General features: G+C 71.6%; 17 protein-coding genes. 9 read left to right on the top strand and 8 right to left on the bottom strand.

The window, feature by feature from the left end:
- Window position 1: 1 nt before the first annotated feature.
- Window positions 2-1,612 (bottom strand): potassium/proton antiporter, encoded by a 1,611-nt coding sequence (locus tag Van01_RS06720; RefSeq protein ID WP_204002155.1) that lies wholly within the window; start codon window positions 1,610-1,612, stop codon window positions 2-4.
- Between the two features lie 306 nt (window positions 1,613-1,918).
- Here Van01_RS06720 and Van01_RS06715 point away from each other — a divergent pair, with 306 nt between their 5' ends.
- Both Van01_RS06715 and Van01_RS06710 read left to right on the top strand, forming a co-directional pair.
- Window positions 1,919-2,674, top strand: a complete 756-nt coding sequence (locus Van01_RS06715; protein ID WP_204002153.1) for a potassium channel family protein — start codon at window positions 1,919-1,921, stop codon at window positions 2,672-2,674.
- A gap of 212 nt (window positions 2,675-2,886) precedes the next feature.
- The gene (locus tag Van01_RS06710; RefSeq protein WP_204002520.1) at window positions 2,887-5,538 is read left to right on the top strand and encodes an HAD-IC family P-type ATPase; all 2,652 of its coding nucleotides are present in this window, start codon (window positions 2,887-2,889) and stop codon (window positions 5,536-5,538) included.
- 55 nt (window positions 5,539-5,593) lie between these two features.
- Here Van01_RS06710 and crcB (Van01_RS06705) read toward each other — a convergent pair whose 3' ends face one another.
- Together crcB (Van01_RS06705) and crcB (Van01_RS06700) are read right to left on the bottom strand one after the other, a co-directional pair.
- The gene (crcB, locus tag Van01_RS06705; RefSeq protein WP_204002151.1) at window positions 5,594-5,968 is read right to left on the bottom strand and encodes a fluoride efflux transporter CrcB; all 375 of its coding nucleotides are present in this window, start codon (window positions 5,966-5,968) and stop codon (window positions 5,594-5,596) included.
- Window positions 5,965-6,447 carry a fluoride efflux transporter CrcB gene (gene crcB, locus Van01_RS06700; RefSeq protein ID WP_204002149.1) on the bottom strand — a complete coding sequence of 161 codons (483 nt, stop codon included), beginning with the start codon at window positions 6,445-6,447 and terminating at the stop codon, window positions 5,965-5,967. Before crcB (Van01_RS06700) ends, crcB (Van01_RS06705) begins: the two co-directional genes overlap by 4 nt.
- A 190-nt stretch (window positions 6,448-6,637) precedes the next feature.
- Between crcB (Van01_RS06700) and Van01_RS06695 the strand changes: the two genes are divergently transcribed.
- The 3 genes from Van01_RS06695 to Van01_RS06685 all read left to right on the top strand — a co-directional run bounded on the left by Van01_RS06695 (window position 6,638) and on the right by Van01_RS06685 (window position 10,148).
- A complete protein-coding gene (locus tag Van01_RS06695) occupies window positions 6,638-6,973 on the top strand; it encodes a YnfA family protein (protein ID WP_204002147.1) in 336 nt (111 codons plus the stop codon).
- A gap of 23 nt (window positions 6,974-6,996) precedes the next feature.
- Complete coding sequence (locus Van01_RS06690) at window positions 6,997-8,001, top strand: glycosyltransferase (RefSeq protein ID WP_204002143.1); 1,005 nt, start codon at window positions 6,997-6,999, stop codon at window positions 7,999-8,001.
- Window positions 8,002-8,261: 260 nt separating this feature from the next.
- Window positions 8,262-10,148: an ABC transporter ATP-binding protein gene (locus Van01_RS06685; protein ID WP_373306219.1), complete on the top strand. Its 1,887-nt coding sequence runs from the start codon at window positions 8,262-8,264 to the stop codon at window positions 10,146-10,148.
- Window positions 10,149-10,378: 230 nt separating this feature from the next.
- On the opposite strand, the gene Van01_RS06680 is transcribed toward Van01_RS06685, so the two are convergent.
- From Van01_RS06680 to Van01_RS06670, 3 genes are read right to left on the bottom strand one after another with little or no spacing between them, the layout of a single operon-like run.
- Complete coding sequence (locus Van01_RS06680; RefSeq protein WP_204002137.1) at window positions 10,379-11,017, bottom strand: copper resistance CopC family protein; 639 nt, start codon at window positions 11,015-11,017, stop codon at window positions 10,379-10,381.
- Between the two features lie 17 nt (window positions 11,018-11,034).
- Window positions 11,035-12,237, bottom strand: a complete 1,203-nt coding sequence (locus Van01_RS06675; RefSeq protein ID WP_204002518.1) for a Dyp-type peroxidase — start codon at window positions 12,235-12,237, stop codon at window positions 11,035-11,037.
- A 17-nt stretch (window positions 12,238-12,254) separates the two neighbouring features.
- Window positions 12,255-12,845 (bottom strand): copper chaperone PCu(A)C, encoded by a 591-nt coding sequence (locus Van01_RS06670; protein WP_204002135.1) that lies wholly within the window; start codon window positions 12,843-12,845, stop codon window positions 12,255-12,257.
- A 138-nt stretch (window positions 12,846-12,983) separates the two neighbouring features.
- On the opposite strand from Van01_RS06670, the gene Van01_RS06665 reads away from it, so the two are divergent.
- Window positions 12,984-13,805 (top strand): helix-turn-helix transcriptional regulator, encoded by an 822-nt coding sequence (locus Van01_RS06665; RefSeq protein WP_204002133.1) that lies wholly within the window; start codon window positions 12,984-12,986, stop codon window positions 13,803-13,805.
- On the opposite strand, the gene Van01_RS06660 is transcribed toward Van01_RS06665, so the two are convergent.
- Both Van01_RS06660 and Van01_RS06655 read right to left on the bottom strand, forming a co-directional pair.
- A complete protein-coding gene (locus Van01_RS06660; protein ID WP_204002131.1) occupies window positions 13,780-14,211 on the bottom strand; it encodes a DUF2000 domain-containing protein in 432 nt (143 codons plus the stop codon). The two genes, Van01_RS06665 and Van01_RS06660, sit on opposite strands and share 26 nt — an antisense overlap.
- Window positions 14,212-14,265: 54 nt before the next feature.
- Window positions 14,266-16,317 (bottom strand): copper-translocating P-type ATPase, encoded by a 2,052-nt coding sequence (locus tag Van01_RS06655; RefSeq protein ID WP_239098906.1) that lies wholly within the window; start codon window positions 16,315-16,317, stop codon window positions 14,266-14,268.
- 323 nt (window positions 16,318-16,640) lie between these two features.
- Between Van01_RS06655 and Van01_RS06650 the strand changes: the two genes are divergently transcribed.
- Genes Van01_RS06650 through Van01_RS06640 form a run of 3 tightly spaced genes read left to right on the top strand, consistent with a single transcriptional unit; the run spans window position 16,641 to window position 20,798 of the window.
- Complete coding sequence (locus Van01_RS06650; RefSeq protein ID WP_204002129.1) at window positions 16,641-19,145, top strand: sensor histidine kinase; 2,505 nt, start codon at window positions 16,641-16,643, stop codon at window positions 19,143-19,145.
- 40 nt (window positions 19,146-19,185) lie between these two features.
- On the top strand, window positions 19,186-19,590 hold the full coding sequence (locus tag Van01_RS06645; protein WP_204002551.1) for a roadblock/LC7 domain-containing protein: 405 nt from the start codon (window positions 19,186-19,188) through the stop codon (window positions 19,588-19,590).
- Window positions 19,587-20,798, top strand: a complete 1,212-nt coding sequence (locus Van01_RS06640) for an ABC transporter substrate-binding protein (protein WP_204002127.1) — start codon at window positions 19,587-19,589, stop codon at window positions 20,796-20,798. Before Van01_RS06645 ends, Van01_RS06640 begins: the two co-directional genes overlap by 4 nt.
- Window positions 20,799-20,817 lie beyond the last annotated feature (19 nt).

Genomic DNA, 20,817 nt, shown 5'->3' with positions numbered 1-20,817 from the left:
CTCAACCAGCCGACTCGACGAGGACGGCTGGTGCCTGGTCACCGGTGTCGGCCGCCGGCGTCGCTCGCGGCGGGGCGGTGGGGATGTCCGGGTGCGGTCGGACCCTGGCCGGCTGTTCCGGGTCGCCGGTCTCGCCGCGCCAGTGGGCCAGTCGTCCGGCCCGGGCGACCGCCCGCAGCCGACGCTCCGCGCGGTCCCGGACGTGTGGCGTGGTGACCACGAGCAACTGATCACCGTGCCGTAGCCGGGTGTCCGGCTCGGGCACGAAGGCGGTGCCGTCGCGGACCACGAGGGTGATCGCGGCCGGCGGAGGCAGTCGTAGCTCGCGGATGTGCACGCCGTGCATCCGGGAGTCGGGCTCGACGTTGAGGTGCAGCAGGTCCGCGTCGATGGCGTCCAGCGGCGCGGACTCGACCTGGAGGTCCGGGCCGATCCCGGTCGCGCTGATCCGCAGACGCCTGGCCAGCCACGGCAACGTCGGAGCCTGGACCAGAGTGAAGGCGACGACCAGGACGAACACGATGTTGAACAGCTGCTCGCTGCCACCGACCCCGGCCACCACCGGGATGGTGGCCAGCACGATGGGCACGGCGCCACGCAGCCCGGCCCAGGACAGCAGCACCTGTTCGCGGAGCGGAATCCGGAACGGCAGCAGGGTGACGAGCACCGACAACGGCCGGGCGAGTAGCAGCAGCACCAGACCGACGGCGAGCGCAGGCAGGATCGCGGCGGGCAGTTCGCTCGGATTGGCCAGCAGGCCGAGCATCACGAACAGGCCGATCTGGGCGATCCAGCCGAGGCCCTCGGCCACCGACACGGTGGCCCGGCGGTGGGCCAACCGGGCGTTGCCCAGGATCAGCGCGGCGAGGTATGCGGCGAGGAAGCCACTTGCCGCGGCGAGCCCGGCGGCGGCGAAGGCGAAGATGCCGCAGGAGAAGGTGGCGATCGGGTAGAGGCCCGAGGCGGGCAGGGTGAGCCGGCGCAGGAACCACACTCCGGCGGTGCCGATCGCGACGCCTACCGCGCCACCGACGCCGAGTTGGTAGACCATCTGGGCCAGCAGCTCCAGCGGGCTGGTCGCGGTCAGCCCGGTGGCGCTGAAGGCGAGCACCAGGATGACCGTGGGCGCATCGTTCAGCCCCGACTCGGCCTCCACCAGCCCGGCCAACCGCCGGGGCAGCGGCAGCGTGCGCAGCACCGCGAAGACCGCCGCCGCATCGGTGGACGAGACCACAGCACCCAGCAGCAGGGCCAACTGCCACGAGACGTCGAGCAGCAGGTGTGCGCCGAGGGCGGTGACCCCGACGCTTATCAGCACACCGGCCGTGGCGAGCGCGGTCGCCGGTGCCAGCACCGGTCGGATGTCGGAGAACCGGGTGGTCAGGCCACCCTCGACCAGGATCACCGCGAGCGCCGCGGTGCCCAGGGCCTGCGCCATCGCGGCGTCGTCGAAGCGCAGGCCGAGTCCGCTCTCGCCGAGCAACAGCCCGATGCCGAGGTACGCCAACAGCATCGGTACGCCGACCCGGGTGGCCACCCGTGCGGCCGTGATGCTGACCAGCACTGTCGCCGCCGCCGCGATCATCAGCAGGTAGACCTGTTGCAGGGTCATCCCGGAACCCGTCCCAGCCGCCGTCGACCCATGCTTCGCTCCCTCGATGCTCGCGCCTCAGTTGGGTACGACGCCGGCACCCGCCCCCACGGGCCGCACAGCCGTCACCGCCCGACGCTGTCGGCCGGGTGGCGACGCGTGCCGCGGTGTGTCCCCGGCTCACGTTACCGGGCGGCAAGCCGCCGAATGCTCAGCGTGACGGTGATTTGCCGCCGGGGACGATCTGCGCACCGTCCATGAGGCGCCGGTGTCCGACGCGCGACATGGCTCGGTCACGCGTACGACGGAGAAGACGGGAGCCGGCTCATGAGCGGCGGGCCAGCAACGGAAACCGATCGACTCAAGGCATGGGAACGAGTCAGCGCCGCGCCGCTCACCGTGCTGTCCGTGCTGTTCCTGGTGGTGTACGCGGTACCGATCCTGCGTCCCGACCTGAGCCCCGGGTTGCGGGACGTGTGCGTCGCCACGACTGTCGTCGTCTGGTTGCTGTTCTGGGCCGACATCATCGTGCGGCTGCGGCTGGCGACCGACCGCCGGAGATTCCTCCGGGAGCACCTGTTCGACCTCGTGGTGCTCACGCTACCGATGCTGCGCCCACTGCGTGCCGTACGCCTGGTCATGGTGGTGCTGACCATCAACCGCCGCACCGAACTGTGGGCCCGTGGCCGGCTGGCGGTCTACGTCGCCGCCACCACGGCGCTGCTGGTGCTGTTCTCCGCGCTGGCCGTGCTGGACGCCGAACGACTCGCGTCGGACGCCAACATCACCTCCTTCGACGACGCGTTGTGGTGGTCGACGGTCACCATCACCACCGTCGGGTACGGCGACTACTACCCGGTGACGGCCATGGGGAGATTCGTCGCACTTGGCCTGATGATCGGTGGGATCGGCCTGATCGGTTTCGTCACGGGTTCGCTGGCGACCTGGATCGTGGAGCGGGTCTCGGCAGCCGCCGACAGGCCGGTGGCGGCCACCGGCGACGACGTGGCGGCCCTGCGCGCCGAGATCGCCGCCCTGCGGCGGCGTCTCGACCCCGACCCGGCCGACCAGTCCGCCGGCTGATCGTCGACTCCTGGCCCGGGGCGTGATCAGGCGTTCCGGCCTGCTGGATGGAGTTCGTCCCGGAAGATGGTGGACGCGGCGTCCGGCCGGCCACCGGGGGCGGAAACGGCGACCGGGTTGGGCGACGCGGGTCCGGTTCTCTGATCGTCGGCGGGGTGACGGTGACGCTCGAACAGTCGGCTGGGACGTCGCGGTCCGACGAGCACCACGGCATGTCCGCCCACGAGGTGGTGCTGCTGCTGGAGACGGATCCGCAGCGCGGCCTGAGCAGCGCGGAGGCCGCCCGGCGGCTCGGCCGGTACGGCAGGAACGTGCTGCCCGCAGCAGGTGGTGGCGGCCTGCTGCGTCGGATCGTCAGGCAGTTCCACAACCCGCTCATCTACGTGCTGATCGCGGCCGGCGTGGTCACCGCGGTCCTCGGGGAGTACGTCGACTCCACTGTCATCTTCGCGGTGGTGCTGATCAACGCCGCGATCGGGTACGCCCAGGAGTCGCGGGCCGAGGCGGCGCTGGACAGCCTGCGGTCGATGGTGCGTACCGAGGCCCGGGTGATCCGCGACGGTGAGCTGCGGGCGATCTCCTCCGATGACCTGGTCCCCGGTGACCTGGTGGTGCTGGAGGCGGGCGACAAGGTGCCTGTCGACCTGCGGTTGGTCCGGTTGGCCGAGTTGCGGGTCGACGAGTCGGCGCTGACCGGTGAGTCGGTCCCGGTGGACAAGCTGGAGGCGGAGTTGCCGGTGGGCACGCCCGTCGCCGACCGACGCAACATGGTCTGGTCGGGCACGCTCGTCGCGGCCGGCGGCGGTGCCGGTATCGCGGTGGCCACCGGAGCCGAGACGGAACTCGGACAGATCCACCGTCTGGTCGGCGCGGCGGAGGCGCTGGCCACGCCGCTGACCCGCAAGCTGGCCCGGTTCAGCAAGGTGCTGACCGTGATCATCCTGGTGCTGGCGGCGGTGACCTTCGCGGTCGGCCTGCTCCGTGGCCAGGACGCGGTCGAGACGTTCACCGCGGCCGTGGCGCTCGCCGTCGGTGCGATACCCGAGGGGCTGCCGGCGGCGGTCACGATCACCCTGGCCATCGGGGTGACCCGGATGGCCCGACGGCGGGCGGTGGTCCGTCGCCTGCCGGCGATCGAGACGCTTGGCAGCACGACTGTCGTCTGTTCCGACAAGACCGGCACCCTTACCGAGAACCAGATGACGGTGCGGACGGTGTGGACCCCGGACGGCGGGTTCGAGGTGACCGGCTCCGGCTACCGGCCGGACGGGGAGGTCCGCGACGCCGGTCGGGGTGGTGAGGCGCTGCGCTGGGCCCTGCTGGCCGGTGCCGGGTGCAACGACGCACGGGTCCGCGAGCAGGACGGCGAGTGGCTGCTCGCCGGCGACCCGACCGAGGGCGCCATGCAGGTGGTCGCGGCCAAGGTGGGGATCGACCACGGCCGGCTGGCGGCCGACTATCCGCGTCGGGACACCATCCCGTTCGACTCGAAGCGGCAGTACATGGCGACGTTGCACGACGAGCGGGCCACGGGCCGCGAGGTGGTCCTGGCCAAGGGCGGTGTCGAACGAATCGTGTCGATGTGCCGGGGCGAGATGGGTGCCGACGGGGAGATCCGGTCGCTCCGCGCCGACGCCGCTCTGCGGGCGGCTGAGGAACTTGCCGGCCGCGGGCTGCGGGTGCTCGCCACCGCCGTACGCCCGCCGGACGACCCGGAGCACGGGTTCGACGAGGTCGCACTGCCCGGCACCCTGGTCCTCACCGGGCTCCAGGCGATGCTCGACCCACCCCGCAGCGCCGCGGCACCGGCGGTACGGGCGTGCCACACGGCCGGCATCGACGTCAAGATGATCACCGGGGACCATGCGGCGACCGCCGGCGCCATCGCCCGTCAGCTCGGGCTGCTCGACTCGGAACGGCCGGCCCGGGTGGTCACCGGCACCGATCTCGAGGAGTTGCCCGCCGAGGGGTTCGCCGAGGCGGTCGACCGGGCCGCCGTCTTCGCCCGGGTCTCCCCGGAACAGAAACTCCGGCTGGTCGAGACGCTCCAGCAACGCGGCCACGTGGTCGCGGTGACCGGCGACGGGGTCAACGACGCCCCCGCGTTGCGGCAGGCGAACATCGGCATCGCCATGGCCCGCTCCGGCACCGAGGTGGCGAAGGAAGCGGCCGACATGGTCCTCACCGATGACGACTTCGCCACCATCGAGGCCGCGGTGGAGGAGGGGCGCGGGGTCTTCGACAACATCACCAAGTTCATCGTCTGGACGCTGCCGACGAACCTCGGCGAAGGGCTGGTGGTGCTGCTCGCCATCGTGCTGGGTGCCACCCTGCCGCTGCTGCCGACCCAGATCCTCTGGATCAACATGACCACCGCCGTCCTGCTCGGCCTGATGCTGGCCTTCGAGCCGAAGGAGGGCGGCATCATGCGACGGCCGCCTCGGGACCCGGCCCGGCCGCTGCTGACAGGTGCGCTGGTGATTCGGATCGTGCTGGTGGCAATGCTGCTGGTGGCCGGTGCGTGGTGGGTGTTCCAGTGGGAGCAGTCCACCGGTGCCGACGTCGCCCAGGCGCGCACCGCAGCGCTAAACGTCTTCGTCGTGGTCGAGACGTTCTACCTGTTCAGCTGCCGGTCGCTGACTCGTTCGGCCTGGCGGATCGGCTTCTTCACCAACCGCCTGCTGTTGCTCGGCGTCACCGCGCAGGCGCTCTGCCAGCTCGCCATCACGTACCTGCCACCGATGAACGCGATCTTCGGCACCGCGCCGATCGGGCCCGAAGTGTGGTTGCGCATCCTGGCCGTCGGAGCGGTCTCCGCCGTCGTGGTCGCCGTCGACAAGCGGCTGCGCCGCAATCTCGGCTGAGTGTCCGGCCGTCGCCACCGAGCCCGGTCACCGCCGGAGCAAGGCCAGGTGACGGTCAGGCCCACAGCAGCTCGGCGAGGGTGACCCCGACGAACGCGGCAGCCAGGCCGGCGACGACGCTGACGCCCACGTTGACGAGCGCATGACGACGGGCACCGTCCTCGAAGAGCCGGATCGTCTCGTAGCCGAAGGTCGAGTAGGTGGTGAGGGCACCGCAGAGGCCGACGCCGAGCAGGGCGACAAGCGAACCGGGTACCGCGTCCACGGCGGCGCCACCGATCAGGACGCCGAGAACGAGCGAGCCCACCGCGTTGACGGTGAGGGTGCCCCACGGGAAGACGGAATCGTGCCGTGCCTGCACCGCCCGGTCGACCAGGTAACGCAGCGGCGCGCCGAGGGCGGCGCCGAGCGCCACCAGGATGACAGTCATCCGCCGCTCCGATCCCGGCCCACACCCGTCGCCAGTCGGGCCAGGGTGATGCCCAGAAAGACGGCGGTGAGGGCGGCGACGATGGTGCCGGCGAGATACAGCAGGCCGGTCCGCGCCGCGCCGGCCGCCACCGCCTGCTGTACCTCGACGGCGTACGTGGAGAAGGTCGTGTAGCCACCGAGCACGCCGACGCCGAGGAAGGGCCGGACCAGTCGCGGCGCGGTCCACGCCTCGGTGATCAGCACCATCAGTACCCCGATGAGCAGGCAGCCCGAGACGTTGACGGCGAAGGTGGACCAGGGAAAGCCGTGGGGCGGGTGCGGAAGGGCCACCGCCAGTCCGTGCCGCGCCACAGCGCCGGTCATGCCGCCAACGGCGATCACGGCGAGCAGGCTGGCGGTCCCGCCCCGCAGTTCCGCGCGTTGGCGCGGAACGCTGAGATCGACATCCGGATCGACGGGTGGTCGCCGTGGCCCCATCGTCACCCCCTACCAGTACGCGTCTGCCCTGGCAGGGACCGTTGGCGGCGGGCGTCGCGGTTGCCCCGCACCGGCGGGGTGGCGGGCCCCACCGCCACGGGCACCTCCGGTGGATGCCCTGTGCAGAGGATAACGCCGCCCACCCGCCGTCCATCCAGGGCTCGACCTGCCGCGACGATAGGGTGCGGCGGTGACAGTGCTGCGTTCCGTGCTCCTGTTCGCCCTGGCCGCGATCGCCGAGATCGGCGGGGCCTGGCTGGTGTGGCAGGGCTGGCGGGAGCACCGGGGGCTGTGGTTCGTCGCCGCCGGGGTGCTCGCCCTCGGCGCGTACGGCTTTGTCGCCACCTTCCAGCCCGACCCGAACTTCGGCCGCATCCTGGCCGCGTACGGCGGGGTCTTCGTCGCCGGCTCCCTCGCCTGGGGGATGGTCTTCGACGGCTTCCGCCCGGACCGGTGGGACATCACCGGCGCCGGGCTCTGCCTGCTCGGCGTCGCCGTCATCATGTACGCCCCGCGAGGCGCCTGACCCGGTACCACTACGGTGACGCGATGCGGGTCCTGTTCGCCAGCCTGGCCTCCGTCGGTCACACCTACCCGATGATCCCTCTGGCCAGGGCGGTACGCGACGGCGGGCACGAGGTGCACTTCGCGGCTGGCGAGGCGGTACACGCCCCACTGGCGGCGAACGGTCTGCGACCGGTGCGTCCAGCGGACACCTACTACGAGATGTACGCCGAGGACCTGGCACCGGAACTGGACCGGCTCGCGCCGGACCTGGTCGTATACGGCTGGGGGGTGCCCGGTGCGGCGACAGCCGCCGACTCGGCGGGCATCCCCGGCATGTGGCACGGCTTCGGCCGAATGTTCCCGGACGGCATCGGACTGGAACCTCCCACCCGGATCGCCGCCGCGTCGGGTCGGCCCCATCTCGACATCTGCCCGCCCTCCCTCCAGGACCGGGCGTTCCTCGACTCGGCGAACCGCATCGAGTTGCGTCCCGTCCCGTACGCCGAGCCGGCGCCGCTGTCCGGGCTCGTCGACACCGGGCTGCCGCTGGTGTACCTGACGTTCGGGACCGCCTTCGCCACCCGGGACCTGCTCGCCGAGGCCGTGGCCGGCCTGGCCGGGCTGCCCGTCCAGGTGGTGGTCGCCACCGGCCGGGTGCCGGTGGCGGAACTCGGCGAGGTGCCGGGAAACGTCGTGGTCCGCCCCTGGGTTCCGCAGGCCGACCTGCTGCCGTACGTGGACGTGGTGGTGCATCACGGCGGTAGTGGCACGACGCTCGGAGCGCTCGCCGCCGGCCTACCGCAACTGGTCCTGCCGCAGGGCGCCGACCAGTTCGCGAACGCCGAGGCGCTCCGCGTCGCCGGTGCCGGGTTGCGGCTGACGCCGGAACAGGTGACTGCCGACGCCATCGCGGAGTGCACCCGCCGACTGCTGCCCGGCCGCAACGACCATCGGGACGCGGCGTGGACGCTGGCCAGGGAGATCGCCCGCATGCCCTCACCCGAGCAGGTCGCCCGCCGACTGCCGGAGTACGCCCGGGGGCGGTGACCGGGACCCGCTGCGGATGCTGGCGGTTCGGCGCGCCGACAGGGCTGGACCACGGCCGCGTCGGCAGTGACCATAAGTAGCTGGTCGGTCGCCTTTGGCTATGTCGGCGGCTCCGCCTCTCGGCGGTGCCGCTGTCCGGCGGGAGCGGCTGCCGCGTGTCGCCGACCCCAGGAGGTGTCCCCATGGCCGCCACGTCGACCCGGCGTCGTGACCGAGCGGAGCAGACCGGGTCGGCGACGGGGGAGTCGGTGCTCCCCGAGATGCGGGCCATGTGGTGGGAGACGGGCATGCGGGCGCGGACCGAGGCCGGCCTGCTCGCCGTCTTCGCCGAACTGCCCAGGCTGATCTGGGCCGCCCTGCGGATCAGTTGGCGGGCCGACCGGCTGCGTACCACAGTGGTCGCCGGTGCGACTGTCGGTGCCGGGGTGATGTCGGCGTTTGGGCTGCTCGCGACCCAGCGGGTGCTCGTGGAGCTGTTCGCCGGTGGGCCGACCGGAGACAAGGTGGTGGCCGCGCTGCCGGCGCTCGCCGTGCTGGCCGCCGCGACGGCGGCGCGGTCCGGGATGGCCATCGCCACCGGCTACGCCCTGAACGGGCTGACCCCCCGAGTGAGCCGGGAGGTGGAACGGGGCCTGTTCGAGGTGACCACCGCCGTACGTTTGGAAGCCTTCGACGCGGACGCCTTCGCCGACGACATGGAACGCGCCTCCCGGGGCACCGATTCCGCCGTCGACCTGGTACCCGCCTCGATGAACCTGCTCGCCGGGCTGGTCGGAGTGGTCGCGGTCACCGTGGCCGTGGTGGTGATCCACCCGCTGCTGCTGCCAGCGCTGCTTGTCGCCACCGTGCCGAACGCGTGGGCGTCGCTGCGGGCAGGGCATCTGCGGTACCAGACATACATCGCCGGGTCCGTCCGGCGGCGTCGGATGTGGTTGCTGCACCGGCTGATGGCCGAACGGGCGTCCGCACCGGAGCTGCGTTCGTACGGGCTGCGCCGGTTCCTGCTGGACCAGTACGACCGGGTGATGGCTGTGGAGACCGACATCGAACTGGCTCTGGCGCGTCGGGTGACCACGACGGTGACGGTGGGCTCCATGATCGGGGGCGTCGCCACCGCCGTGGTCTACGTGCTGCTCGGGCTGCTGCTCATCGACGGGCAGATCCCGCTCGCGGCGGCGGCCACCTGTGTGATCGCGGTCCAGGCGGCGCAGCGCTCACTGGCCGTGGTGACCTTCCAGATGGACCGCGTCTACACCGAGGGGCAGCACTTCCGTGACTACACGGAATTCATGACCCGCGCCGCCACCTATCTGCCGGCGCAGGTGACGGCGGCGGCACCCGACCGGCTGCGGGTGCTCACCGTGGACGAGGTGAGCCTGCGGTACCCGGATCGCGACACCCCGGCTGTCGATCGCGTGACGATCAGCGTCGAGGCGGGGCAGACGGTGGCCTTCGTGGGGGAGAACGGCTCCGGCAAGAGCAGCCTGGCCGCGATGATCGCCGCCCTGCGTACGCCCAGCGACGGCGTGATCCGCTGGAACGGGCGGCCCCTGTCCGAACTCGACCGCGACGAACTGCGTGGTCGCATCGCCGTGGTCACCCAGGAGTACCACAAGTGGCCGTTCACCGCCGCCACGAACATCGCCATCGGGGACATCGACACCGAGGCCCGGCAGGACCGGATCGAGGCCGCCGCCACCCGCGCGGTCGCCGACGAGATGATCCGCGAGCTGCCGCACGGGTACGAGACGCTGCTCGACCGCACCTTCGCCAAGGGACAGGATCTCTCCGGCGGGCAGTGGCAGCGGATCACCGCGGCCCGGGGCTTCCTCCGCGACGCCGAATTGCTGGTGATGGACGAGCCGTCCTCCGCGCTCGATCCGCGTGCGGAGGACGCGTTGTTCCAGGCCATCCGGGACCGGCGTGGTCGGGCCACCACCATCCTGATCACGCATCGGCTGGCCAACGTCCGGCACGCCGACCGGATCTTCGTGCTGCATCACGGTCGGCTGGTCGAGGAGGGCACCCACGACGACCTGGTCGCCGCCGGTGGCCGCTACGCCAGCCTGTTCACCCTCCAGGCCGCTGGCTACGCGGACACCGCCGGTCCGCCCGTCCCCCGGCAACACCCGCCCGCGGCCGGCTGACACCCGCCTCACGCGGGTCGGGCCAGCTTCCAGCAGGGCCGGGACCTGCGTCGCAAGCCGTACGCGTTGTTCCGCACCCGGATCGACGCCGGCCCGGTGCTGCTGCGCTGAGACCGTAGGTGCCGCCGGCCGGCCTCCCCGGCGAGCCTGAGCGCCGAGGTCCGGCCCGACCCGCTGACCGTCGTGCCCTGTCCCCGGCGACACTCACCGCGCCCGGCCGCCGACACTGCTCACCGCGTCGGGCCACCCCGGGTTGCGGCTCGGCGACGCAGCAGCAGCACCGCCGCGCCGGCCACCAGAGCCAGCAGGACCCCGCCGCCGGCCAGCAGCGCCGCCGTACCGGGGCTGTCGGAGGAGCCGCTCGCGGCCGGGCTGGCGGAAGCGGCCGAGGCGCTCGGTTCGGCACTCGGGCTCGCCGGCGTGGTCGGTGCCGGCTCGCTCGCCGTCGGGCTGGGGCTCGGTTCGGCGGTGGCCGTGGGATCGGCCACGGTGAAGGTGTAGGACCCCTGCACCGGGTGCCCATCGGCGGAGACCACCCGGTACGCGACCGTGTAGACGCCGTTGGGCAGCGTGGGATCGATGCTGACGATGCCCTTGGTGCCGCTCACCTCAGGCTCGCCGACCGTCACCTGCTGCTTGTCGGCATCGCTGAGGGTGATGGTGGTGAACTTGGGGTTCAGCTTCTGCAGGAACTCCAGGGTGATCTTGCTGGGTGCCTTCTTGAGCGTGGCGTCCTGCGCGGGCGTGGCCTTGCGCAGCACGTTGTGGGCGTACGCCGGCTGGACCGGCCCGATCAGCAGGGCGGTGGCGACGGTGAGCGCGGCGGCGAGGACGGCAGCTGTCGACCGTCGGCGGAGGTGGCTGGACATGCTTGTCATTCTCCTCGTCAGTCGAGCAGTTGCTGACCTACCCAACCGCCCTCCGGGCAGCCGGGTGGGACGGCGAAGACGGCGGAGCCGATCGGAGTGGTCCACTCGTTGAGCAGGTCCCGCTCGGCTAGCCGCCGCTGGATGGGTAGGAACTGGGTGGCGATGTCGGCCTGGTACGCCGCGAAGATCAGCCCACTGTCCGCGGTGCCGTCCGCGTCGGGTACGCCGTCGTAGTTGTAGGGGCGGCGCAGGATCCGGAACCGGTCGTCGGTGACGTGCGCCCGGGTGAGGTGGGAGAAGTCCGGGATGACAGTCAGCCCGTCCGGGCCGAGGGCGGCGAAGTCGGGTTCGTCGTGTTCTCGGGTGCCGGTCAGCGGGGCACCGCTGTCCAGCCGTCGCCCGACCGCGAGTTCCCGGTCGGTACGTCCGAGCAGATCCCAGGTTTCCAGGTTCATGCTTATCCGCCGCACCACGAGTGTGGTGCCGTTGCGTAGCCACTCCGGACCGTCATCGATCCAGACCGCCGTCTCCACAGGCGTACCCGGCTTCGGGTTGGCGGTGCCGTCGAGTTGGCCGAAGAGGTTGCGTTGGGTCCGGCCCGGCTCGGCGCCGGCCGCCCGCCGGAAACCCTGCTGCACCCAGCGCACCGTGGCGAACGGTCGGCTGTCCTTGATCAGAACCCGCTGCGCGTGGGCGACGGTGATCGGGTCGTCGGCGCAGATCTGCACCAGCAGGTCCCCGCCGGACCAGCGGGGTTGCAGCCTGTCGATCGGGAACGGGGGCAGCTCGGCAATCGAGGGCGGACGACGGTCGTCGAGACCGGCGGCGGTGAACAGGCCCGGGCCGAAGCCGAAGGTGACGGTGAGCCGGGCCGGCAGCAGCCCCAGCTCGGGTTCGGTGTCGGCGAGCGCGGGTCGGCCCTGGGTGAGCCGGGCGGCGTCGTCGGAGAGCAGCCGGAGCAGCCGCGCGAGGGCGGCCCGGTCGGTGGCCGGGCGCAGGGTGAAGGCGACGAATGCGGCATGCGCCTGGGGTTCGTTGACGACTCCCGCCTGCCGGACCCCGTGGAACGGCTCGATCGCCTCGCCGACAGCCACCGCCACCGGCGTCCGCTCCGGTTGGCGTACCGGTGGCTCGGCGCGGGTGACGGCGACCGCTGCGGCACCCGCGAGCGTGCCACCGGCGGCCAGCGCGCCGCCGGTGAGCAGGCCACGCCGGCTCACCGGCCGGCTGGGGGGAGTCACGGTGCCGGGCTGGGGCTCGCCGACATGGAGGGCATGGGCTCGCCGTGTCCCGGCGCGTAGGACTCCTGCGCTCCGGTGAACGGCTTGGCCACCGCGCTGAACGTCTGGCTCCGGCCGTCGGCGAAGGTCAGGGTGAAGGTCAGCTCATCACCGGCCTGCACCGGCCGGGCCAGGTCCATCAACATCAGGTGGTCGCCGCCCGGTTCGAGCTTGTACTCGCTCCGCGCCTTGATCACCACACCGTCCTGCTTGGCTCGCATGACCATCTTCCCGTCCGCCATGGCCATCTCGTGCAGTTCCATAGGTGACACGTCGGTGGCGGCACCGGTGATCGTGACGTCGGTGTCTCCGTCGTTGACGAGTGTGGCGAACGCCGCGGTCATCCCCTCGTCGGCGGCCTTCACCCACGGGTCGCGTACGCCCAGCACGCCGGCCTCGGCACTGGCGTCGGCGGTGGCGGTGGCGGACGGTGTGGGAGCGGCCGAGGTCTCCCCGGACGACCCGCAGGCGGCCAGGGACACGATGAGCACGGCCCCGGTGAACAGGACCGCCGGGCGCAGGAACCGGCGAGGCAGGACGCTGGGCATGGAGTTCCCCTCGAAGATCGATGTCATCAGGTTTGTCGGCCCGGACCGCCTGAAAGTTCCGCCCGCCACAGTTGCCCCGGTCACCAACGGCCAGGTGACAGCCGCTGCGCGACCGGGCGGAGCGGTTACAGTTCGGCGGTGTCCGGCCGACAGCAGGTACGGGTCTGGTCGCCCTCGGTCAGCGGGATCACCGAGGTGCTGCACGCGAGATTCACCGATCACGCCTACCCGATGCACATCCATGACAGCTGGGCGCTGCTCGTGGTCGACGAGGGAGTCGTCCGGTACGACCTGGACCGCCACGAGCACGGCGCGTTCCGGCGGGTGGTCACGCTGTTGCCACCGCACGTGCCGCACAACGGCTCCCCGGTCACTTCGCAGGGGTTCCGCAAGCGGGTCCTCTACCTCGCCCCCGGGCAGCTCGACGAGCACCTCGCGGGTCGGGCGGTGGACCGGCCGGCCTTCGACGACGAACCCCTGCGGCGGCGGATCGATCTGCTGCATGCGGGGCTTACCGAACCGGGTGACGAGTTCGCCGCCGAGGTGCATCTCGCGCTCGTCGTCGCGCGCCTGCGGGCGCGACTGGACCGTCGTACGCCGGTTGTCCCGCCGCCACGGGACGCACGGATCGCCCGGCGGCTCCGGGACCTGCTCGACGAACGCATCGTGGTGGGCGTGACCCTGGCGGAGGCCGCCGGTCTGCTCCACGCCCACCCGACCCACCTGGTGCGGGCCTTCTCCGCGGCCTTCGGCATCGGGCCGCACAAGTATCTGATCTCCCGGCGGGTGGATCTCGCCCGACGGTTGCTGCGGGAGGGCCTGCCGGCCCGGGAGGTGGCCGTCGCCGCCGGCTTCCACGACCAGTCACACCTGAGCCGGCACTTCAAACGGATCCTCGGCTTCAATCCCGGCCAGTACACCCGCCGGGGCCGGGTCACGGGTGCATCCGGGCCCCCTTGAGGACCTTGTCCACGGCGTTCCTCGGGCCGTACACGGCCAGCCCGGTGAGGTCGAGGTGGTCGCGGCCGACGGCACGAACCGCCGCCCGGTTGTCCCTGTCGTTTCCGGTCCGGAACAGGTCCGAGGTGAAGACGGCGAGCGGCAACCCGCGGGCCACGGCGCGATGGTGGGCGGCGGTCACTGTCTCCTTCCCGCCGGCGAACACCAGCACAGGCTGCCGGAACATGGGCAGGTAGGCGGTGTCGTCCGCGTCGGCGTACGGTTCGCCGATCACCTCGGGCGCGGCCTGACCGATGCCGCTGACCAGGAACGCGGTCATGTTGAGCCGCTGCCAGGTCGGCAGGTCGTCGCGGAGCAGGACCGCGATCTTGGTGTCGAAGCGTACGGGCTCGGTGACGGTATCCATGCTGCCGAGTCTGGGTCCGGCACCCCGACGCAGTCTTGTACGAAACTGCCCTGTTCAGTCCGGCGGGCGCAGTTCGACGCGGCGCAGCAGTTGGGCGTTGAGCGCGACGACGATCGTGGAGGCCGACATCAGCACGGCGGCGACCGCCGGGCTCAGCGCCACCCCGGCCCAGGCCAGGACCCCGGCGGCGAGTGGTAGCGCGATCACGTTGTAACCGGCGGCCCAGGCCAGGTTTTGAAGCATTTTCCGGTACGCGGCCCGAGACAATCGGATCACGCCGGTCACGCCGCGCGGATCGGACGAGGCGAGCACCACCCCGGCGGACTCGATGGCCACGTCGGTGCCGGCGCCGATCGCGATGCCCACGTTCGCGCGGGCCAGGGCGGGAGCGTCGTTGACCCCGTCGCCCACCATGGCCACCCGCAGTCCTCGCCGCTGCAACTCTGTGACGGTGTCGTCCTTCTCCGCCGGCAGCACCTCGGCGAAGATCTCGTCCGCACCGGAGCGGAACCCGAGGTCGGCAGCGACCGCCTCGGCGACCGGACGCGCGTCTCCGGTGATCATCACAATCTTGCGGATGCCCTGCCCGCGCAGGTCGGCGACGGCCTGCCGGGCCTCCGGCCGAACCTGATCGGCCAGCGCGAGGGCGCCGAGGACCACTGCCCGGTCGTCGCCCAGCCGGAGCAGGTAGAGCACTGCCGCGCCCCGGCGCGACCAGTCGCGCCGGTGCTCGTCCAGCTCATCCGGGACCGTCACGCCGTACTCTCGCAGCAGCGCCGGACCGCCTACGGCATAGGTCGTCCCGTCCACCTCGGCGCGCACACCACGGCCGGTCAGCGAGTCGAACCCGGTCGCCACCCGCCGGTGCTGCTGGTCGGCGGCGGCAGCCACGATCGCCCGGGCGAGCGGGTGTTCGCTGTCGGCCTCCACCGCCGCCGCGATGGCGAGGACGTCACGCCCGGTCGTGCCGGTGCTGGCGGCGACGTCGGTGACGACGTGCTCGCCCCGGGTCAGCGTGCCGGTCTTGTCGAACAGCACCGTGTCCACAGTGCGCATCCGTTCCAGGGCCAGTCGGTCCTTGACCAGGATGCCGGCCTTTGCGGCAACCGCGGTGGACAGCGCGATGACAAGCGGAATGGCCAGGCCGAGCGCGTGCGGGCAGGCGATGACAAGCACCGTCACCGTCCGCACGACCGCCTCGTCCACGTTGCCCAGCAGGGACCAGACCGCCAGGGTCAGCACGGCGGTCGCGGTGGCGATGTAGAACAACCAGGCGGCGAACCGGTCGGCCAGCACCTGGGCCCGGCCGCTGGACTGCTGGGCCTCGCCCACCAGCCGCTGAATGCCAGCAAGTGCGGTGTCGTCACCGACGGCCTCGATCCGGACCCGCAGCGCCGCGTCGGTGGCCACCGTGCCGGCCACCACCCGGTCGCCTGTCGAGCGCGGCACCGGCCGCGACTCACCCGTGATCATCGATTCGTCCAGCTCGGCGCGACCGTCGACCACCGTCCCGTCGGCCGGGACCCGCGAGCCCGGCCGGACCAGGACCACGTCGCCGACGCCCAGTTCGGCCACTGCCACCCGTTGCGGCTGCCCGTCCGGGTCGAGCCGCTCGGCGTCGTCGGGCAGCAGGGCGGCAAGTGCCGACAGGGCGCCCTGGGCCTGGCCGATCGCCTTCATCTCCTGCCAGTGCCCGAGCAGCATGATCGTCACCAGCGCGGCCAGCTCCCACCAGAAGTCCAGGTCGAAGGCGCCGAACGAGGTGGCCAGCGATGCCACGTACGCGACAGTGATGGCCATCGCGATGAGCAGCATCATCCCCGGTGCCCGATCCCGGATCTCGCGTACCGCGCCCTGGAGGAACGGCCAGCCGCCGTAGCCGAAGACCACAGTGCCGAGCACCGGCCCCACCAGGCCGATCCCGGGAAAGTCCAGGTCGTAGCCGAGCCAGTCCATCACCATGTGACTGGTGGCCACGATCGGCACGGTCAGCGCCAGGCTGAGCCAGAACTTGCGGCGGAACGCCGCCGGATCGTGTCCGGCATGCTTGTCGTGCCCGCCGGGCCCGTGCTGCTGCGGGTGGTGCTGGGCGTCGTCGTGGGACATGTCATCGCCTCCCGACACCACCATATACCCCATGGGGGTATGGGTACGTGCATAACAAGATCGAGCCGGATCGGACCTCGCCCTTTCCTCCATTCGTTCACAACGATTGGTCGAACAAGTTTCGCTGTCGTGCCTTCGGTTCATGTCCGAGACGTCAGTCAACCCACCGGCGGGCGAGTGGGGATCTAGAGGTGAACCGATACATCGTGGTAGGAATGGCGCTCTGACGTGGGCAGGCACGCCCACCCTCCACCATGTAACCGACGCCTGCGTCGGTTCCTGCTGAGATCAACGTCGATGAGGCAAGGGGGCGGAGTACGCCTGTGACACGTGCTACAGCGGCAGCCGCAGTGCGTACCCATGCCGAAGCGCGTCGGGGATGGCTGGCCCGGGGCAGCATCGTCCGCCTGCTACGGCTGCTGGTCGCCGTACCACTGATCGCGGTCGTGGCCTTCGCCGGCCTGGCCCTTGAGGGTACGGTCCGGCAGGTGCTCAACGCGGGCACCGTGCAGGACGTCGTCAGACTCTCCACTCAGGCCGGCGCGCTGGCCCGGGCCCTACAGGCCGAACGGGTGATCGCCGCGGTCGAGGTGACCACCCAGAGTCAGGCCGCCAGCGCCGCCTTCGACGATCAGGTCGCCCGGACCGACGCCGAGATCGTCGAGTTCCAACGCGACAGGGCCGAGGTGTCGAGCGGGAACTCCGCCCTGCAACGGATCGACGCCGGTCTGACGGCGCTCGGCGCGGTACGCGAGCAGGTCCGCTCAAGCCCTCGCGCCACGCTGTCCGCGATCGCCTTCAGCTACCGCATCCTCGTCGCGGACCTGCTCACCTACCGCGCGTCCGTGGCCACCGACACCTCGACGAACATCGCCGACGACGTCCGGGCCGCGGTGGCGGTCTCCGAAGCGGGCGAGGCGATCGGCCAGCTCCAGGTGATCGTGCTGCGCAGCCTCGCCGGGGGCGAGCTGACCCCGGCCGGGCAGCAGGAGATCGTCGGTGCCCAGGCGCGGTACGCCGAGGCCACGAACGCCTTCCTGGCCCTCGCCGAACCGGGGTGGGCGGCGAGTTGGGAGCAGATCGGTACCGATCCACAGGTCGTCGCCGCGCAACGGCTGCAGGACCAGGTGGGCCGGACGCTTCCCGATGGACGGCTCGCCGTCGACGCGAACGCCTGGGTCGAGGCGACCGACGGCTGGGTCAGCCAGATGTTCCGGATCCAGAGCGACCTGGACGCCGCCGTGGCGGACCGGGTGTCGACCGAGCGCGGGCAACTGCTGCGTAACGCGCTGCTCCAGGGCGTCGGTATCTTCCTGGTCCTGGCGCTGACCGCCGTACTCACAGGTGTGGTGGCCCGGCGGATCACCCGGCGGCTGCGGTCCCTGCGCAACACGGTGACAACTGTGGCGTACGACCGGCTGCCCGCTGTCGTCCGGGAACTCAGCGCCGCCCCACCCGGCAGCGTGCAGCCGAACGAGGTCGCCGACCGGTCGGTGTCGGAGTTCCGGATCACCGGCTCCGACGAGATCGCCGAGGTGGCCACCGCGACCCGGGCCCTGCACCGGGAGGCGGTCCGGATCGCCGGCGAACAGGCGGTGATGCGGGCCAACATCGCGGAGATCTTCGTCCACCTGTCCCGGCGTGAGCAGCGGCTGGTGGACGCGATGCTGGCCCAGGTCGACGAGGTCGAGCGGGACGAGGCCGACCCGGAGCGGCTCCAGCAGCTGTACCAACTGGACCACCTCGCGACCCGGATGGCGCGGATCAACCAGAGCCTGCTGGTGCTCGGCGGTTCCGGCATCTCCCGGGTACGCCAGGAGCCGGTACCGCTCGACCACGTGGTCCAGGCGGCGCTGTCCCAGATCGAGCACTACACCCGGGTCCGAATCGGCTCGGTGGACCAGGAGCTGGCGATCGCCGGCACGGCTGTCGACGAGATCGTCCACCTGGTCGCCGAGCTGCTGGACAACGCGACCGGATACTCCCCGCCGGATGCCGAGGTGCTTGTCACCGGGCACGCCCTCTCCGACCGGGCCATCGTCCAGGTGGTGGACCAGGGTGTCGGGCTCTCCAGGCAGCGGTGCGAGCAACTGAACGCGGCGCTCGCCAACCCGTCCTCGGTCGACGTGTCGGGGGTGCGGGCCATGGGTCTGACAGTGGTCGCCCGGCTCGCTGCCCGGCACGCGGTGAAGGTCGAGCTGCGTCCCGGACCGACCGGCGGCACGGTGGCCGAGATCGCGCTGCCGGCACCGATCGTCGTGCGCCGACCGGTCCAGCAGCCGCTGCCGGTGGAGTCCGAGCTGGGGCGGACCCGCCCGTCCGCAGCCGGCGGGCGGCCGGCGATGGCCGCCGTGACCCGCGCCGACGTTCCCGTGGCCGGCTCCGGCGCCCGCACGCCGAACGCCGGGCGGGTGCCGGTCGGCGTCGCCACGTCCGGCACCGTGCGGGCGAGCACTCCGGTGCCGTCCAGCTCGGTCGCCCCACCGCCGGTACCCGCACCGCTGTTCCAGCCAGCGGCTCAGCCGCAACCCGCCGCGGTGGGGCTGCCGGTCGGGCCGACGGTGAACGGCTGGTTCAAGACTGCCTTCGACGGCGACTCGGTGGCCGTCGTCTGGCCAGCCGATGCCGGTGAGAAATGGGCGACCACGACGACAACGGTGGCCACCCAGGTCGGGTTGCCGCGCCGGGTGCCGCAGCCGCACCTCGTTCCCGAGGTACCGCAACCGAGCGCGGACCCGCGGCGGAAGCTGGACCCGGCCGCCGTGTCGGCGGCGATGTCGGCCTACGCCAAGGGCGTCGCCGGACGCCGGGCCCCCAACTCCTTCTGACGCCTACTGCCCCAACCCCTCCCCGATCTGGAGCGACGTCGTGACAAGCCCGAACGACCTGAGCTGGCTGTTGCAGAACTTCGTGAACCGTACTCCCGAGGTCAGCCATGCCCTCGCCATCTCCACTGACGGGCTGGTCCTGGCGCACAACCACGGCCTGCCCCGCGACCGGGCGGATCAGCTCGCCGCGACCGGAAGTGGGCTGATCGCCCTGCTGGTGGGCGCGGCCCGGTTCTTCCAGGCGGGCTCGGTGATCTCGAACGTGACCCAGATGGACGGCGGCTTCATGTTCTGCATGTCGTTCAGCGACGGGGCTTCACTGCTGGTGCTGGCGTCCCCGGTCTGCGACGTGGGCCAGGTCTCGTACGAGATGACCGACCTGGCGAACCGGATGGGTGAGGTGCTGACCCCGGCGGTGCGGTCCCAGCTGCTGGGGATGCTGTGAGCACCAGCCGTACCGCCCGCCCCGCCGTTGCGTCCGCCCGCCGGCTCGTCGCGGCGCTGCTGGCCGGCGTTCTGGGGGCCGGCGCCGCCGCCTGCGACGGCGGGTCGGAGCCGGGTCGTCAGACGATCCGGATCGGGATGATCACCGCCTTGTCCGGCTCGCTGGAGGCGCCGGGCTCCGAGCTGCGCGACGGTTTCCAGCTCTACCTGGACATGCGCGGCGGACAGTTGGGCGGCCACCCGGCCGAACTGATCGTCGCCGACGAGGGGTACGAACGCGACGTCACTGTCGAGTCCGCCACGAAGCTGCTGGAGCAGGACCGGGTCTCGGCGATCACCGGCATCATCAACGGCGGTAGCGTCGCGGCCATCCTTCCGCTCATCAACGAGAACAAGGTGCCGCTCGTCGGCGCGCTGGGGCGGCCGGCGCTCACCGACGTGACGTACGTCTGGCACACGAACCTGATCTCCGTCGAGCCCGGGGTGGCCATGGCGCCCTTCGTCAAGCAGGAGGTGGGGCAGGGCCGGGTCTACGCCATCGGGCCGGACTTCCAGAGCGGTCGTGACGAGTTGCGCGGATTCGTCGAGACGTTCACCGAACTCGGCGGCCGGTTGGCCAATCCCGGTGGCGAGGCAGTCTTCAGCCCGTTCCCGGTCACCGAGGACTTCGGGCCGTATCTGGACGAGATCGCCGAGTCCGGCGCGGAAGCTGTCTACTGCTTCTTCGACGCCCAGAACGCCATCACGTTCGTCAAGCAGTACGCCGCCTCCGCCGTCGCCGATCTGCCGCTGTACGCGGCGGGTTTCGTGACCGAGCCGGCGAGCCTGGTGGAGCAGGGCGACGCGGCCGAGGGCATCTACAACGGCCTGAACTACTCACCGGACCTCGACAACGCGGCCAACCGGGAGTTCGTCGCCGCCTGGAACGCGGCCTACCCGGGCCGGGTACCCACCTCGATCGTGATGGCCTCGTACGACGCGGCAGCCGTGCTGGACCGGGCGATCGCTGCGGCGGGCACGAACCCCAGCCCGGAGCAGATCAACACCGCGATCGCCGGCCTCGGGCAGCTCAACAGCCCACGCGGGCCCTGGCAGTTCGCGAAGACCACCCACGCGCCGATCCAGAAGTGGTACCTGCGCCAGGTCCGCCGGGACGGCCGGGCACTGACGAACGTCGTCGTCTCCGAACTGGCCACCCTCGGCGGTTGATCTCGGTCGGCATCAGCCG

Origin of the sequence: Micromonospora andamanensis, assembly GCF_016863495.1 — a bacterium.
Classification (GTDB): domain Bacteria; phylum Actinomycetota; class Actinomycetes; order Mycobacteriales; family Micromonosporaceae; genus Micromonospora; species Micromonospora andamanensis.
The sequence above is the reverse complement of the archived record's forward strand: the minus strand, read 5'-3'. Positions and strand labels throughout refer to the sequence as shown.

Coding starts and splice junctions, on each gene's coding strand:
- Van01_RS06670 (WP_204002135.1), bottom strand. CDS start 12,845: ATGCCCAGCGTCCTGCCTCGCCGGTTCCTGCGCCCGGCGGTCCTGTTC.
- Van01_RS06680 (WP_204002137.1), bottom strand. CDS start 11,017: ATGTCCAGCCACCTCCGCCGACGGTCGACAGCTGCCGTCCTCGCCGCC.
- crcB (WP_204002149.1), bottom strand. CDS start 6,447: ATGGGGCCACGGCGACCACCCGTCGATCCGGATGTCGATCTCAGCGTT.
- Van01_RS06715 (WP_204002153.1), top strand. CDS start 1,919: ATGAGCGGCGGGCCAGCAACGGAAACCGATCGACTCAAGGCATGGGAA.
- Van01_RS06685 (WP_373306219.1), top strand. CDS start 8,262: ATGCGGGCCATGTGGTGGGAGACGGGCATGCGGGCGCGGACCGAGGCC.
- Van01_RS06660 (WP_204002131.1), bottom strand. CDS start 14,211: ATGGATACCGTCACCGAGCCCGTACGCTTCGACACCAAGATCGCGGTC.
- Van01_RS06690 (WP_204002143.1), top strand. CDS start 6,997: ATGCGGGTCCTGTTCGCCAGCCTGGCCTCCGTCGGTCACACCTACCCG.
- Van01_RS06720 (WP_204002155.1), bottom strand. CDS start 1,612: ATGACCCTGCAACAGGTCTACCTGCTGATGATCGCGGCGGCGGCGACA.
- Van01_RS06655 (WP_239098906.1), bottom strand. CDS start 16,317: ATGTCCCACGACGACGCCCAGCACCACCCGCAGCAGCACGGGCCCGGC.
- Van01_RS06710 (WP_204002520.1), top strand. CDS start 2,887: ATGTCCGCCCACGAGGTGGTGCTGCTGCTGGAGACGGATCCGCAGCGC.
- crcB (WP_204002151.1), bottom strand. CDS start 5,968: ATGACTGTCATCCTGGTGGCGCTCGGCGCCGCCCTCGGCGCGCCGCTG.